16 protein-coding genes and 2 tRNA genes are annotated in these 15,098 nt (G+C 43.1%); 15 read left to right on the top strand and 3 right to left on the bottom strand.

The window, feature by feature from the left end:
* The coding region (locus HRT75_RS06760) for a hypothetical protein (RefSeq protein ID WP_291184266.1) at positions 1–701 on the bottom strand (701 nt) is incomplete at its 3' end.
* A gap of 268 nt (positions 702–969) precedes the next feature.
* On the opposite strand from HRT75_RS06760, the gene HRT75_RS06765 reads away from it, so the two are divergent.
* Positions 970–1,389 (top strand): hypothetical protein, encoded by a 420-nt coding sequence (locus tag HRT75_RS06765; protein ID WP_291184269.1) that lies wholly within the window; start codon positions 970–972, stop codon positions 1,387–1,389.
* Here HRT75_RS06765 and HRT75_RS06770 read toward each other — a convergent pair.
* On the bottom strand, positions 1,376–2,089 hold the full coding sequence (locus tag HRT75_RS06770; RefSeq protein ID WP_291184273.1) for a class I SAM-dependent methyltransferase: 714 nt from the start codon (positions 2,087–2,089) through the stop codon (positions 1,376–1,378). The two genes, HRT75_RS06765 and HRT75_RS06770, sit on opposite strands and share 14 nt — an antisense overlap.
* Positions 2,090–2,100: 11 nt before the next feature.
* Between HRT75_RS06770 and HRT75_RS06775 the strand changes: the two genes are divergently transcribed.
* Positions 2,101–2,604: a YkgJ family cysteine cluster protein gene (locus HRT75_RS06775; RefSeq protein WP_291184275.1), complete on the top strand. Its 504-nt coding sequence runs from the start codon at positions 2,101–2,103 to the stop codon at positions 2,602–2,604.
* On the opposite strand, the gene HRT75_RS06780 is transcribed toward HRT75_RS06775, so the two are convergent.
* Entirely contained in the window at positions 2,592–3,878 is a 1,287-nt protein-coding gene (locus HRT75_RS06780) for a DUF1343 domain-containing protein (RefSeq protein ID WP_291184278.1), read from the bottom strand. The two genes, HRT75_RS06775 and HRT75_RS06780, sit on opposite strands and share 13 nt — an antisense overlap.
* Before the next feature lie 9 nt (positions 3,879–3,887).
* Here HRT75_RS06780 and HRT75_RS06785 point away from each other — a divergent pair, with 9 nt between their 5' ends.
* The 13 genes from HRT75_RS06785 (at position 3,888) to HRT75_RS06845 (ending at position 14,809) form a co-directional block, all read left to right on the top strand.
* Positions 3,888–5,126, top strand: coding sequence for an FtsX-like permease family protein (locus HRT75_RS06785; protein WP_291184281.1), 1,239 nt, complete (start codon positions 3,888–3,890; stop codon positions 5,124–5,126).
* A 77-nt stretch (positions 5,127–5,203) separates the two neighbouring features.
* Entirely contained in the window at positions 5,204–6,184 is a 981-nt protein-coding gene (locus HRT75_RS06790; protein ID WP_291184284.1) for a pyridoxal-phosphate dependent enzyme, read from the top strand.
* 75 nt (positions 6,185–6,259) lie between these two features.
* Entirely contained in the window at positions 6,260–6,487 is a 228-nt protein-coding gene (locus HRT75_RS06795; protein ID WP_291184287.1) for a PspC domain-containing protein, read from the top strand.
* Positions 6,488–6,520: 33 nt separating this feature from the next.
* Positions 6,521–7,552 carry a potassium channel protein gene (locus HRT75_RS06800; protein WP_291184290.1) on the top strand — a complete coding sequence of 344 codons (1,032 nt, stop codon included), beginning with the start codon at positions 6,521–6,523 and terminating at the stop codon, positions 7,550–7,552.
* A gap of 90 nt (positions 7,553–7,642) precedes the next feature.
* Positions 7,643–9,292 carry an alanine/glycine:cation symporter family protein gene (locus HRT75_RS06805; RefSeq protein ID WP_291184292.1) on the top strand — a complete coding sequence of 550 codons (1,650 nt, stop codon included), beginning with the start codon at positions 7,643–7,645 and terminating at the stop codon, positions 9,290–9,292.
* 133 nt (positions 9,293–9,425) lie between these two features.
* On the top strand, positions 9,426–10,196 hold the full coding sequence (locus HRT75_RS06810) for a helix-hairpin-helix domain-containing protein (protein WP_291184296.1): 771 nt from the start codon (positions 9,426–9,428) through the stop codon (positions 10,194–10,196).
* A gap of 75 nt (positions 10,197–10,271) precedes the next feature.
* Positions 10,272–11,438, top strand: coding sequence for an acyl-CoA dehydrogenase family protein (locus HRT75_RS06815; protein WP_291184298.1), 1,167 nt, complete (start codon positions 10,272–10,274; stop codon positions 11,436–11,438).
* Positions 11,439–11,510: 72 nt separating this feature from the next.
* Positions 11,511–12,944 (top strand): carboxypeptidase-like regulatory domain-containing protein, encoded by a 1,434-nt coding sequence (locus tag HRT75_RS06820; protein WP_291184301.1) that lies wholly within the window; start codon positions 11,511–11,513, stop codon positions 12,942–12,944.
* 75 nt (positions 12,945–13,019) lie between these two features.
* A complete protein-coding gene (gene rpsU, locus HRT75_RS06825) occupies positions 13,020–13,214 on the top strand; it encodes a 30S ribosomal protein S21 (protein WP_087523086.1) in 195 nt (64 codons plus the stop codon).
* A 68-nt stretch (positions 13,215–13,282) separates the two neighbouring features.
* On the top strand, positions 13,283–14,176 hold the full coding sequence (locus HRT75_RS06830) for a tyrosine-type recombinase/integrase (RefSeq protein WP_291184303.1): 894 nt from the start codon (positions 13,283–13,285) through the stop codon (positions 14,174–14,176).
* Between the two features lie 35 nt (positions 14,177–14,211).
* Complete coding sequence (gene raiA / locus HRT75_RS06835; protein WP_291184306.1) at positions 14,212–14,514, top strand: ribosome-associated translation inhibitor RaiA; 303 nt, start codon at positions 14,212–14,214, stop codon at positions 14,512–14,514.
* A 103-nt stretch (positions 14,515–14,617) separates the two neighbouring features.
* Positions 14,618–14,691 (top strand) — tRNA-Thr (locus HRT75_RS06840).
* A 35-nt stretch (positions 14,692–14,726) separates the two neighbouring features.
* A tRNA-Tyr gene (locus HRT75_RS06845) sits at positions 14,727–14,809 on the top strand.
* Positions 14,810–15,098: the final 289 nt, after the last annotated feature.

The raw sequence follows: 15,098 nt of genomic DNA on the forward strand, positions 1-15,098 counted from the left end.
CCATGGATCTCTGTTTGGAAGAACATCAAGCAGTCCTCCACCACACAGTGACGGGTATTGATGGGATCTTCGTGATCTGAAGTTAAAGGCGTGCCGAGATTCACCAAGCCCAATAAATGCGCAAACTCGTGATTTAGCGTAGTGCTTTCCAAAGCAACCCGTCCAGGTTCTCCAGCTTCATCGCTGAATTCACGGATGGTCTCTTCATAGATCACTAAAGAGGTATTGCGGTAAGCAGTTCCTAAAGTTTTGCTGAACTGGGTATCATTGATATTCGCCCCGTCAGTAAAGAAAATAAATACACCAAGTGTGGTTCCTTGGTTGTATACCGTTCTTACCTGATCCTCAATTTCTGCGATCTCTGCAGTACTGAAAGGCTGCATGCCAATGGGTTCAATAGAACGTTCAATGATATTAACGCCTCCAGGTTTATTAAGGCGTTCTTCAATAAAAATGCGCAGATTTTCCACGGTTTCTGCTCGAGGATTAAAGTTTTCGATAAATACCAACTCAATATTTACTGCATCAAAGTTAGCTGCTCCTAAGAGGTCGGCAGCAGAATCACCTACGCTTAATAGGTTTCCAGCATTAGGGTTAGGTTCTTCTGTATCATCGCCTCCCGAGGAATCGTCACTTTTACAGGATGAAAGGACCACAAAGGACAAAAGGAACAAATAAGGTAGATATCGTAATATTTTCATGGATTTAATATTTTTCTTTGTGCAGTCAATGAATCAAATAATTAATATTTGCATCGATCAACCGCTTTGCTTTCGCACCAAAAATTTAATTGAAACTGAAGTTATTCCAGCAATTAAATGTATTCGTGCTCATTTCATAGCGTGAATGTGTACTTTGTACAAAATTAAAGCATTTTTTTAATCTTATGAGAGCTGTATTTTTATAACGCTTGTTTGTGGTTTTTGTTTTTCGAGTCTTGCCCAGACCGATTCGGTCCAAGAGCAAACCGTGAATTACTTAAAGATCAATGGAACTCAAAGCCAATATGAGGGCGCCTATGATCAAATGATCGCATTGATTAAAACCCAATTTGACGGGCAGGGAGTTCCAGAATCCCATTGGTCAAAGCTGGAAGACCAAAAAGAAGATCAGGTCGCTGGTATATTGAATATGTTGGCTTCTGTTTACCGCAGTTATTTTGAAGAGACCGACATTCAAAACCTCTATATGCACTACAGCAGCTCACCTGAGGCCCAGCAAGCCAATCAAAGTACTTTTATAAATTCTGCCACTGGACAAAAACTGGTTGCTGTGCAACAAAGTCTGATTCAGAATATTTCTGCAGCCTCAGAATCTTGGAGTCGAGATTTATATCTGGCCACTTTAGATGAGTTAAAGGGAATGGGTTTTACCCCTAAACAGCAGTAAGCCGAGCGAGATAGTCGAAGTTTTCTCCCTCTTCAATCAGTTCAAAATGCAAACCCGCTAATTGGGCTAAAATTCCAAAGGTTTCTGGATCCAAATACAACCAATAGTAAGGCTCAGATTGTTGGTCTTTATAGTGCAATACACACTCTAGTTCTCCGTAGTATTTTAAATATTCAGGCACCATCAACACTCCAGCCTCGTCGTAATCATACATATATTGCAGGTCACTAGAGTCTACAAGGATTTGACCGTTTGGAGCCAATAAGGAGCGTAAATGTTCCAGTGCTTTTTTGGTTTGATCCAAGCGTCCAAAGAGCCCCGTGCCGTTCATCAGCAATAATAAGGTATCGAACTTTTCGTGCTCTAAATCGTAGATGGATTCGCAACGTGTTTGTTTTACGCCACGGGCTTGGGCCACTTCAATATTGTCTGCGCTTATGTCTAGAGCGGTCACTTCACGACCTTGCTTTTGAAGGTATAAACTGTGCGAACCAGCTCCGCAGCCAACATCCAAAATTTTACCACGAGCCAGTTCCAAGGCTTTTTGCTCAATTAAGGGCATATCATTAAAATCACGAAACAAATGCTTTAGCGGCAAAATATCCTTTTCACTAATGGAGGTCTCGTTCCAGAGGTCTTCTGTATCTTTACCCGCAAAGTGGTCTTTTATGGCCTGGCCCATGAGATCGGTTACACGCATCCGCAGAAACTATGAATAAGCAGCTCGAACAGCTGGCAGAAAAAGCCAAAGTTAACCATAAAGCGAACAAGAAGTTCTTCGCCAAGCTCAAAAAGCGTCCGCCCAAGCAGTTGGACAGTTTGATGCAAGAGCTGCATGCCGATGAATTTACGCGAACCGATTGTTTGGAGTGTGCCAACTGTTGCAAGACCACGGGCCCATTGTTTACCGATAAAGACATTGAACGTTTGGCCAAGCTTTTTAAAATGAAGCAGCAGCAATTCATTGAAACCTATCTACGGATCGATGAAGACAACGACTATGTTTTGCAGTCTGTACCCTGTCCTTTTTTAGGAGCTGATAACTATTGCTCCGTTTACGACCACCGCCCTAAGGCCTGTCGTGAGTTTCCGCATACGGATCGCAAAAAATTTCAGCAGATCTCTAATCTTACGCTAAAGAACGTAGCCATTTGCCCGGCCGCTTATAACATCGTGGAGGAAATGAAAAAGCGCCTGCCGAATTACTCTTCGTAAAGCAAGTATTTAGCGCGGATCTTTTTAAAGGCCTCGATCTCGGGTTGCCAGCTGGCACGGATTTCTTCAGCACTTAAGCCTTGCTGAATTTGCTGTTGCAATAGCGGAGTACCTGCGTGAGTAGTGAAATTGGCTGTATTGAAGAATTCGTCTTTTTTGGTGTGATTGCGATACGCTTCTACGATCCAATGCAGATCCACCAAGCTTAAATAAGGCTGCTGACCTAAGAAAAGACCATTGCAGTCTGCATCTTGATGTTTTGGGTATTTGGATCCAAAATTGGGTTGAGGCGTATACTGATAGGTGTATTTTTCTTTGGGTAAATAAGGCGATCCTAGCAGTTGAAACTGATAATCGGTTCCGCGTCCCGCGTTGAGGTTGGTGCCTTCTAGCAGGCCTAAACTGGGATATAAATTTACCGCTGTGGCGTTCGGCAAATTGGGTGACGGCCGCACGGGTAGCACATATTTAGATCGGTGGTTGTAATAGGTGTTTTGAATAACCGTTAAATCTGCTTTGATTCCGTCTTTTAACCAGCCTTCTCCATTAACCATCAATGCGTATTCGCCTATGGTCATTCCGTACACCAACGGAACGCTATGCATGCCCAAAAAGCTCGTGTGTTCTGCAAGCATGGTCGGGCCGTCAATATAATGTCCGTTGGGATTGGGTCGGTCCAAAACAATTATTGGAATGCCGGCTTCTGCTGCGGCTTCCATCACCAAACTCATGGTAGAGATGTAGGTGTAAAAACGCACGCCCACATCTTGGATATCAAAAACAATGATATCTACATCCGTCAATTGCTCGGGCATTGGTTTTCTGTGTTTGCCGTGTAGGGACAGCAAGGCTAAGCCTGTTTTGGTGTCTACGCCGTCTTTAACAGCTTCTCCCGCGTCGGCTCGGCCTCTAAAACCGTGTTCCGGAGCAAATACTTTTACAATATTAACGCCTCTTGCAAGTAAGCTGTCCACTAAATGGGTCTGCACAGTTATCTTGTTAAATAGGGTATCTCCTGCGACTGTATCAGTAACACGGCTCAAATATAGCTTACCGTCATTAATGCCGCTGGTTTGATTGGCGACTACAGCCACGCGTTTGCCTTCAAGTAGCGGTAAATAGGCTTCGGTTTTATTGGCTGCAGGGATTGGAGTGATCTGTGGCTTCGGGTTTTCCTCCGGGCAGCAATCCTCAGATTCTTGCGATTTGGATCCGCAAGAACACATAACAATTAGAAGGAATAAAAGCGTATTTTTGAGACTTAGAACAGTCATAGATCTGGAGTGAATTTCGAATATTTTATAGCCCGTCGCATTGCGCGTTCCAAGGATCATAAAAGTAGCGTATCGGGTCCAATTATAAAAATAGCCATAGCTGCTATTGCCATTGGCACCATAGTGATGCTTATTGCTATTGCTACAGGTATTGGGCTGCAACGCAAGATCAAGGAAAAGGTCTCTGCCTTTCACGGGGATATCATCATCTCCAATTATGATACCAACTTTTCTTTTGACTCTCAGATCCCCATCAGCATCAATCAAGAGTTCTATCCGGAATTCAATTTAGTTCCCGGCATTAAGGATATTCAGGTCACGGCTTTAAAAGGAGGGGTGATCCGTACGGAAGAAACCTTTGAAGGTATTGTGGTCAAAGGGGTAGATGCCGATTACGACTTCTCTCATTTTGAGCAGTACCTCAAAGAAGGGCGTCTACCGGATTACAGCGGTAATTTAAATGCAGAAATTCTCATCTCGGAATATCTGGCCAATCGACTGGATCTCAAAGTTGGAGATAAGGTGGCCACTTATTTTGTCAATAACGACAGCGAGCGTCCTACGCGAACACGCGGTTTTGATCTTGTTGGAATTTACAACAGCGGTTTTCAGGAGTTTGATGAGCAATTCTTAGTAGCTGATATTCGGCACATTCAACGCTTGAATAAATGGGAGCCGGATCAGATCGGAAGCTTTGAAGTTTTTGTGGAAGATTTTGACAAGTTGTCTGAAACCAGCGCAGCGGTTTATGAAAATATCGATTCCGAACTCAACGCCATCAGCATTAGAGAAAAATACTTCTCCATTTTTGAATGGTTGGACCTGTTCGATTTTAATATTTACCTCATTATTGGGATCATGATCGTGATTGCTGGGATCAATATGATCACTGCTTTGTGGGTGCTTATTTTAGAACGCACACAAATGATAGGAACCTTGAAGGCCTTGGGCAGTTCTGACTGGAGCATCCAAAAGGTTTTCTTGTACAATGCGGGATACATTATCCTGCGAGGCTTGTTTTGGGGGAATTTGATCGGTTTGGGACTGATTGCAATTCAATGGCAATTTGGTGTTTTTGAATACCCTGATCCAGAGATCTACTACATGAAAGAAGCGCCTGTATATCTCAATGCATTTTACATTTTAGCGCTCAATGCCGGAACGCTTGCGCTTTGTTTACTGATGCTTTGGGGAGCTTCTTATACTGTCACTCGAATTGCGCCGATCAAGGCCATCCGCTTTCAATAATCCTATTAGAATTAACAAGACCTAAGGGATTTAAAATCTGAGGGGTTTTGTACCTTTGCACTGTCTTAAACACACAGATGGAATACGCAGAAAATATATTGGGAACCATAGGGAATACGCCCTTGGTAAAGATCAATCACCTGGCCAAAGAATTGCCTTGTTTGGTACTCGCTAAGTATGAAACTTTCAATCCGGGAAATTCGGTGAAAGACCGTATGGCTCTTAAAATGGTAGAAGATGCTGAGGCCGACGGACGCCTCCAACCGGGAGGAACCATCATTGAGGGTACTTCTGGAAATACGGGAATGGGCTTGGCACTGGCAGCCGTGGTAAAAGGTTATAAAAGCATTTTTGTAACTACCGATAAGCAGTCTAAAGAAAAAGTAGATGTGCTTAAAGCTATGGGTGCAGAAGTGATTGTTTGTCCTACGGATGTGGCTCCTGATGATCCACGGTCTTATTATTCTGTTTCCAAGCGTTTGGGAGAAGAAACCCCAAACAGTTGGTATGTGAATCAATACGACAATCCGAGCAATGCGGTAGCGCATTACGAAAGCACCGGTCCTGAGATCTGGAAACAAACCGACGGTAAGGTTACTCATTTTGTAGTAGGTGTTGGTACTGGTGGAACCATCTCTGGAGTGGGGAAATATTTGAAAGAACAAAATTCGAATGTAAAAGTTTGGGGAATCGATACCTACGGAAGTGTATTCAAAAAATACCACGAGACCGGGATCTTTGACGAGAAAGAGATCTATCCTTATGTCACAGAAGGAATCGGTGAGGACATCTTGCCGGAGAATGTAGACTTTGACGTAATCGATGGCTTTACTAAGGTCACTGATAAAGACGCAGCCGTTTACACCCAACTCTTGGCCAAGATAGAAGGGATGTTCTTAGGGAATTCTGCGGGTGCGGCTATGAAAGGACTGTTGCAGCTCAAAGATGAATTCAATGAAGACGATGTTGTTGTGGTGCTGTTCCACGATCACGGCAGCCGTTATGTTGGCAAAATGTTCAATGACGACTGGATGCGCAAAATGGGCTATATCGAATAAGTTCCTGACTGAAAAAACACAAACCCTCGACCTAAAAATCGGGGGTTTTCTTATCTTGTATTAAGGCAGAAAGCTATGAAATGGGTTTATGATTTAAGGCACTATTTTGAGCGACGCGGATTCTATGTTTCCTCGCGTTTGGCGGAGCGCTTAGGGATGCGAGCTAAGAGTGTCCGACTGTTTTTTATCTATGTGAGTTTTGCAACCCTCGGTGCGGGTTTCGTTATTTATCTCACCTTGGCTTTCTGGCTTAAATTAAAAGACTTAATTTACACCAAGAGAAGCTCTGTTTTTGATTTATAGCAGGCTTTGATTGTATCAGATTTAAATCAGTAAATGCCCAGAGTTACTTTATTCAGAAGGTACTTTAGATCCAAAATGGCCATTGCCTTGGTCCTTTTGCTGGCTGTGTTTATGGCTGGAGTTCTCGGCTTTAAGTTTTATGCAGATTACAGCTGGATCGATGCGGTCTATATGACCATCATCACCATTACTACAGTGGGCTTTCAGGAGGTTCAACCCCTTGGACCAAGTGAAAAGATATTCACTTCAATATTGATCCTATCCAGTATCTTTATTGTTGGATATGCCATCACGGTCATCTCTGAATACCTCTTGGGCAAGAGCAATATTGGTAACATTAGACAGAAAAGAGTGAAAAAGCAGATCGAATCATTGAACAGACACGTCATTGTCTGTGGGTACGGAAGAAACGGAAGACAGGCCGTGCAAAAGCTCAAGGCCTACAACAGACCATTTGTGGTTGTAGAGATCGATGAGGAGATCGTGGCGCGAGCCCTTTTAGACGATGATATTTTGATCGTCAATGGTAATGCCGATGAAGATGAGGTTTTATATCAAGCCGGAATTGAGCGCGCCGCAACGGTGATCTGCGCCTTGCCGAGCGATGCAGACAATTTGTTCATTGTACTTTCTGCTAGACAGATCAATCCCAAACTACGCATAATAAGCCGTGCTACTGAAGAGACCAGTTATCAAAAACTCAAATTAGCAGGTGCGGATAATGTGATCATGCCTGATAAGATCGGCGGCGATCATATGGCCTCGCTGGTCGTAGTTCCAGACTTGGTTGAATTTCTAGATAACCTGACCGTTTCTGGGGAAGAAGACAGTATCAATGTAGAGCAAGTTTCCTTTGAAAATATTTGTCCCGATGGCAAAGAAATGGCCATTCGCGATCTTGATCTGCGCAAGCGAACGGGCTGTTCCATTATCGGATACAAATCCCCTAATGGTGAGTACATTGTGAATCCAGAACCGGAAATGGTCCTCCAGAAACAATCCAAACTTATCCTTATTGGTAGGCCGCCTCAAATCGAGCGTTTAAAGGAGGTTTACAAGGTTTAAGCCCAGACTTTTTAACGGCTAAAAATTTGAATTCGCTATTTTTTTTAGCATCTTGTGAGCTGGAAAAAATCGCAAACTAAAACAATTCTTATGTACAAAAAAGTACTTCTGTTAGCATTAGCAGTATTATCACCCTTATTTTCTTTTGCTCAAGACGCTCAAGAAGCTGGTCTAGATGAAAAGATCAACGACGCGGTAATGCCTGCCGCGGTCTGGTGGGAAAACCTAGTTTTGACTACGGTTCCCGTGGGCGAATTCAACATACCTGTAGTGGTGATTCTATTGGTTCTAGGAGCTACTTTCTTTACTATTTATTTTAAAGTACCGAGCATCAGAAGATTTCCTTTGGCGATCAATACGGTGCGTGGAAAATATGACGACATTGAAGGCGCAGAAGGCCATGGTGTTGAAAAATCTGACGTAAATATCGTTGATGGCGATTTGCCAGATACCATTCGCGACGAGAGCGAGGAAGGGGAAGTATCCCACTTCCAGGCTTTGGCAACTGCAGTTTCTGGAACCGTTGGTTTAGGAAACATTGCCGGGGTTGCTGTAGCGATCGCTTTGGGTGGACCTGGAGCTACCTTTTGGATGATCATATGTGGTCTTATTGGAATGGCTACGAAGTTTGTCGAATGTACTTTGGGTGTTAAATACCGTGATGTGGGTCCTGACGGTACCGTATATGGTGGACCGATGTACTACCTGTCTAAAGGATTGAAAGAACGCAATATGGCTGGGCTTGGAAAAGTGTTGGCTGGAATCTTTGCGATTCTTTGCGTTGGAGCTTCTTTTGGTGGCGGTAATGCCTTCCAATCCAACCAAGCGACTGTGCAATTGCTTTCTTTAATTCAAATTGAAGGTGGAGCTACCAAAACGATCATTGGTGTTATCCTAGCTGTCTTGGTAGGTATTGTGATCATTGGTGGTATTAAACGTATTGCTAAGATTACCGAGAAGATCGTTCCATTTATGGCAGGTATCTATGTATTGGCTGCCTTAGTGATCATCTTCGCTAATTTCTCGTATATCGATGATGCATTCGGATTGATCTTTAAAGGAGCTTTTACTCCTATGGCAGGACTTGGAGGTTTCCTTGGAGTACTGATCGTTGGATTCCAGCGTGCGGCTTTCTCTAACGAGGCGGGTGCAGGTTCAGCAGCTATTGCACACTCCGCAGTAAAAACAAAATATCCAGCCAGTGAAGGTGTTGTTGCCTTGTTGGAGCCGTTTATTGACACTGTAGTGATCTGTACTATGACTGCCTTGGTGATCATCTTCTTCAACATTGACGGAACCAATTTGCAAAGCGTGTTTGAATACGGAGCTGTAGAAGGATCCAACGTGATCCTCAACGGAACAGGAGAGCAACTCGGTGGAGTAGACTTAACTTCACGTGCTTTTGATTCTGTGATTCCTGGATTCTCATATGTATTGACCATTGCGATTGTACTGTTCGCATTCTCAACAATGATCTCTTGGTCTTACTACGGATTACAATCTTGGAAGTATTTGTTCGGTAAAGGAAAAGCTGCCGATCTTACTTATAAAATCATGTTCCTATTGTTCGTGATCATTGGAGCCGCTGCTACTTTGGATGCGGTGATCAAATTCTCCGACGCGATGATTCTCGCCTTGGTATTCCCGAACATGATTGGACTTTTCTTCTTGTTCCCGAAAGTACGAGACGAAATGAAGAAATACCTGGACGCTATTAAAGGACTAAAGTCTTCCAATTAGACGGCCAGACTAACTTTTTTATGAATACCCCTATGCAAAACTATTTGACATGGGGGTATTTTTTTTGGCCAAAAGGCTGCTGCTATTTTACGCGAAGGATCACCTAAGCGTTTTTCTATTTTTAAGTTCGATTTTGGGCATAATTGCATTGAGTCTCTTGCGGAGTCCAGAGTATAATTCAGCAGCAGAAGTAGTGCTTGAAACGCGTGCGACAGAATTGGCTCGTATCGATTCCTTGAGCGCTGAGGCGGCAAAACCTAAGCGCTACCGTTTTAATCCTAATTTTTTAAGTTCGTACAATGCATACCTCTGGGGTTTAAGCGACTCTGCTTTAACTGCCTTGGAAGAGTTTAGAGCAAAGAATCTTTGGTTGCGTTCTGCAGCCGACTTTCAAAGAGTTACTGGGGTTTCTGATTCTCTTTTAGGGGCAATGGCACCTTACTTTAAGTTTCCTGCTTGGACGCAGCAAGCAAAGAAAGTTTCTAGTTTTAATAAAAATATAATCAAAAAGGATCTCAATAAGGCCAGTGCGGCAGCGCTCGATTCTGTTTATGGAATTGGCCCGGTCTTAGCTGGGCGAATACTGGGTTTCAAAGAGCGTTATGGAAATTTTGGCGATAGCTTGCAGCTGCGATTGATCTACGGCTTAAAACCCAAAACCCGAGCTGAACTTTTAAAGCACTTTTATATTGTTGAAACTGCTGTGGAGCCACAGTTGTACTTTAATGAGGTTTCCGCTTCTGACTTAGCTACTTTACCAGGGATTAACTTTGAAATGGCAAAAGAGCTGGTGATTTTCAGACGGTTACGCGGAAGGGTTTCGGAGCCTACAGAATTGCTTAAGTTGGATGGGGTCACTGCGGATTGGTTAGCGGGAATTGCCGTATATTTGCAATTCGATTAAGCACCCGATTTGGTCTTTTTTTAATAGTGAACTCAAACGTTTGAGTTCTGGAAAAACGAAAGCATAACACAATCCATGAGTACTACTTATTTTACCGAAGAACACGATCTTTTTAGAGCCAGTCTCCGCGATTTCTTGCAAAAGGAAGTTGCGCCTCATATTGAAGCCTGGGAGGCCAGTGGAACTATTGACCGATCCATTTGGGGTAAAATGGGGGAGATGGGCTTTTTTGGGATTGCCTATCCGGAAGCTTATGGAGGCATGGGCTTAGATTTTTTCTACACCGTGATCTTTCTAGAAGAATTGCAACGTGTACAGTCCGGAGGTTTTGCTGCCGCCATGTGGGCACATGCCTATTTGGCCATGACGCACCTGAATGCAGAAGGAAACGAAACGCAAAAGCAACACTACCTAGCCAAGAGTATTACGGGTGAAATGATAGGTTGTTTATGTGTCACTGAACCTTTTGGAGGATCTGATGTTTCTGGAATGCGTTCTACAGCCGTAAAGCAAGGTGATCATTACATCTTAAACGGGTCTAAGACCTTTATCACCAATGGTGTCTACAGCGACTATTTGGTTGTTGCGGCCAAGACCGATCCGTCTTTAGGTAATAAAGGGATCAGCATGTTTATTGTTGATCGTGATTGGGATGGAGTAGCTGCTACTAAGTTAGACAAGCTGGGATGGCGTGCTAGTGATACCGGAGAGATCTCCTTTACGGATGTAAAAATTCCTGCTACGCATCTTTTGGCAGAAGAAAACAAAGGTTTTCAATACATCATGCAGCACTTTGCCAGCGAGCGATTGATCATGGGAATTAATGCCCACGCGCGCTCGGAATGGGCTATTGAATACACCATTCAATACATGAAAGACCGCAAGGCCTTTGGTAAGTCTATCTCTGAATTTCAAGCCTTGCGCCACAAGATTGCTCAACTGGCCTCTGAGGTAGAAGTGTGCAAAACCTTCAACTACGCCATTGCCAAACGTTTGGGTGATGGAGAATACGTGGTGAAAGAAGCCAGTATGTCTAAACTGATCTCTACCAAGATCGCTGATGAGGTAGCCTATGACTGTTTACAGATGTTAGGCGGATACGGTTATATGGAAGAGTATCCAATGGCACGTTTGTTGCGTGACAGCAGACTTGGACCTATTGGAGGCGGTACTTCGGAAATCTTACGTGAAATTATCGCAAAAATGGTGATCGACGGCAAAGAGTACAAACCGGCTACATAATTCGCCGATTTATGTAACTTTGAGCTACAATAGGTCTCCATTAAGTTAAATTGGAGATTTAAACCTACATGCATGCAGCTCAATCTATTTAAAAAATTACTTTTTGCAGGCGTCTTCTTGGCCTGTGGATTTACTTACGCACAACAAGAGAAAGTACTCAATGGAAAGATCGTGGATTTTGCCACTTTCATGCCTATTGAGAGTGCCAGTGTCTATGTTCAGGATTCCTATATCGGGACCGTGAGTAATAGCGATGGAAAATTCTCTTTGGTAGTCCCACCTAAGCACGTGAATGATACTTTGGTGATCTCTTCCATCGGGTTCAAGAGTTTTAAAACAGCCATCGCAGATTTTAATCCTGCAGAAGATATCTTTTTAGAAGAAGACATTGCCTCCTTAGACGAAGTAGTTGTCGTGGCAGACCCAAGACCCACGACGGGAAACGATATTGTGATCCGTGCCTTGGAGCGTTTACCTCGTAATTTGCCAGACAGCTCATACATCCAAAAAGGATTCTTAAGACATAAAGAACGCAATCAGATCGAATACAAATGGCTTATTGAAAGTGCCATCAGCCTTTATGATTCCACCTATGTCGCAGGTGGTTCAGAATACCTCAAAGTCAATGTGGATGAAAACCGAAAGAGTTATGACCTAAGAGACGTCGACAGTTTGTTTACGTACTACTCCTATCTGCGTGATGAAAAAGGGATGCGCATTAAAGCCGATAACTTAAGACGAGACACCATTAAAACGGCTTCATTGGTAGAGGCTATTAAGTGGAACGACAACCGCGTGAACGGTTTGGGCAATCTCTTTAACGGAAAGCTCAATATGGTGCGCAACGCTGGAGACCGTTTTGCGATCTTGGGTGATAAGATGTTAGAACGCCATCAGTTCACTTTGGATACTGTTTTGGTAGACGATGGGCGAAAGGTTTATAAGATCCGTATAGAGAAAGGTACAGATTACGTCGGACTCAATACTCCAGGAATCTACAATGAAGGTTTTGAGCCTAAAGGGTGGATTTATATCGACTGGAAAACCTATGCTATTAAGCGCATCGAGTACGAACTGATCGCTGCCTCTGATGCACAGCGCAGACGCTCCAAGAGTTTGTTCGGCACAACGCTCAATCACAAACTGGTGATCACCTATAAAGAGTTTGAGGACAAATGGTATCCCAACTATATTTATTACGAAACACCCAAACTAGTCAATATTGGGAATCGTTCCTCAGATCAACAAGAGAAAACGGCAGAGCAGATCAAAAAGGAGCGAGAGGAGCAGTTCTATTACACGGTTCAAGAAATTGTCTTTACGGAAATTATACGTGATGACATGGTTATTGAGCAGGCCCTGAGTGAAGAATGGTCTGATGATATCTTTATCCCTAGGCCGTATAATCAAGCCTTTTGGAAGACCTACAATGTGCTTTTAGAAAGTGAGGAGGAAGAAAAACTCATTCGAGATCTCAGTACACGGGCTTCCTTATTCAAGGAATAATTTTAGAAAGAAGTTGCAGATATAAAAATTAACTTTCTATATTTGCATCCGCAAAAGAGAGGAGGTGATGACACTATGTTAATTATACCAGTTAAAGACGGAGAAAATATTGATAGAGCGCTAAAGCGTTTCAAGCGTAAGTTTGACAGAACAGGAACTATGCGTGCACTACGTTCACGTCAGCAGTTTACAAAACCTTCTGTAAAGCGCAGAGCGCAAATCCAAAAAGCGCAATACATCCAACATCTTAGAGATCAGGAAGAGATCTAGGTCGTTAGGATCACCACATAAACAATCCGCTGGAAAGTGTACCTTTACATTGTTCAGCGGATTTTTTTATGGCCCTTACCGAATTCATCGCCTACCTCAGTCTGGAGAAGAAATACTCCCAGCATACCCTTACCGCTTATACAAGAGATCTAGAAGCCTTTGCGCTTTTTTTAGATGCTGAATATGGTCAGCAGGATTTTGCAACAGTACATTATCCGCAAATCAGAAGTTGGATCGTTTCATTAGTTGATTCGGGCATATCCAATAGATCCGTAAATCGCAAAGTCGCATCTTTAAAGGCCTATTATAAATTCCTTTTAAAAACGGGTACTATATCTGTGAGTCCATTGGCACAGCACAAGGCGCTAAAAACTCCTAAGAAATTACAGGTGCCTTTTTCTCAAGCAGAGATTGCAGCCACTATTGAAGCGCTAAATAGCCAAGACGGTTTTGAAAGTGTGCGAGACAAGTTGATTGTGAGCCTATTTTACGCCACGGGAATGCGTCGCAGTGAGCTCATTAATCTCAAGGTCTCTGATATTGATTTTGGACAAGCAGCGGTCAAAGTATTGGGAAAGCGCAACAAGGAGCGCATTGTGCCGCTTTTGCCCGGGGTGCTCAATGATCTGAAGTCGTATTTGGATGGAGAGCGCGCTGAGGTTGTAAATCAGCCAGATACACCTTGGCTGTTTCTTACCGCTAAGGGTGCTAAATTATACGAAACGCTTGTTTACCGAATTATAAATTCGTATTTTAGTATAACGTCCTCCAAGGTAAAGAAAAGCCCGCATATATTGCGGCATTCCTTTGCAACTCACTTATTGAACGAAGGTGCAGACCTCAATGCTGTTAAAGAACTGCTCGGACATGCCAGTTTGGCTTCCACCCAAGTCTACACACACAACAGTGTGGCAGAATTAAAGAAAATCCACAGCAAGGCGCATCCGCGGAATAAATCTTAGAGGACAAATCTTTGTCTAACTTAAATTACCCGTGTATGAAAGTTAATGTGCAAACTCCAAACTTTGACGCAGACATCAAGCTTATTGAATTCATCAAAAAGCGGTTGTCAAAACTCGAAACTTTTTACGACAAGATCATCTTTGCAGATGTGTTTTTGAAAGTGCAAAACACTAGCCAGAAGGAGAATAAGATCGTTGAGGTCTTGCTGAGTATCCCCGGTGATGATGTCATTGTAAAAAAGGAGTGTAGGAAATTTGAAGAAGGTATTGACGAATGTGCAAATTCTTTAGAGCGGCAGCTCAAAAAGCGAAAGCAAAAACAACGTGCCCATCTTTAGGGTAAATTTTCTCAAAAAGTTTTTTTCAAAAGAAAATTATTATACATTTGCAGTCCGTTAGAAATAGCGGACTTTTTTTTGATCAAAAAAGAAGTATAAAAGCGCCGATGTAGCTCAGCTGGCTAGAGCAGCTGATTTGTAATCAGCAGGTCGTGGGTTCGAGTCCCTCCATCGGCTCTTATGTTCTTTAAAATCGATGTTTTAGAGCTATCGGGGAGATACTCAAGCGGCCAACGAGGACAGACTGTAAATCTGTTGGTTTTTACCTTCGCAGGTTCGAATCCTGCTCTCCCCACTTTATTTTTTGAAAGTCGGCGTCAAAAGCTCGCTTTTGTAAGCCGACGAAAAAAAATAAAGATGGTTCACCACCGAGGATCAGCGAGCGACAGCGAGCTAATCCGAATGGTGAAACATGAAAGTGTTTCAGAAGGATAATGCGAGGCGACAGCGAGCTAATCCGAATGGTGAAACATGAAAGTGTTTCAGAAGGATAATGCGAGGCGACGGTCGAGTAATCTTTATGGAAAACACAGCGCAAAATAAAGTCGCAATGAAAACTCATTTTGCTTGTTTTATTTCTAGTA

This window comes from Gilvibacter sp. (assembly GCF_013214815.1).
Classification (GTDB): Bacteria; Bacteroidota; Bacteroidia; order Flavobacteriales; family Flavobacteriaceae; genus Gilvibacter.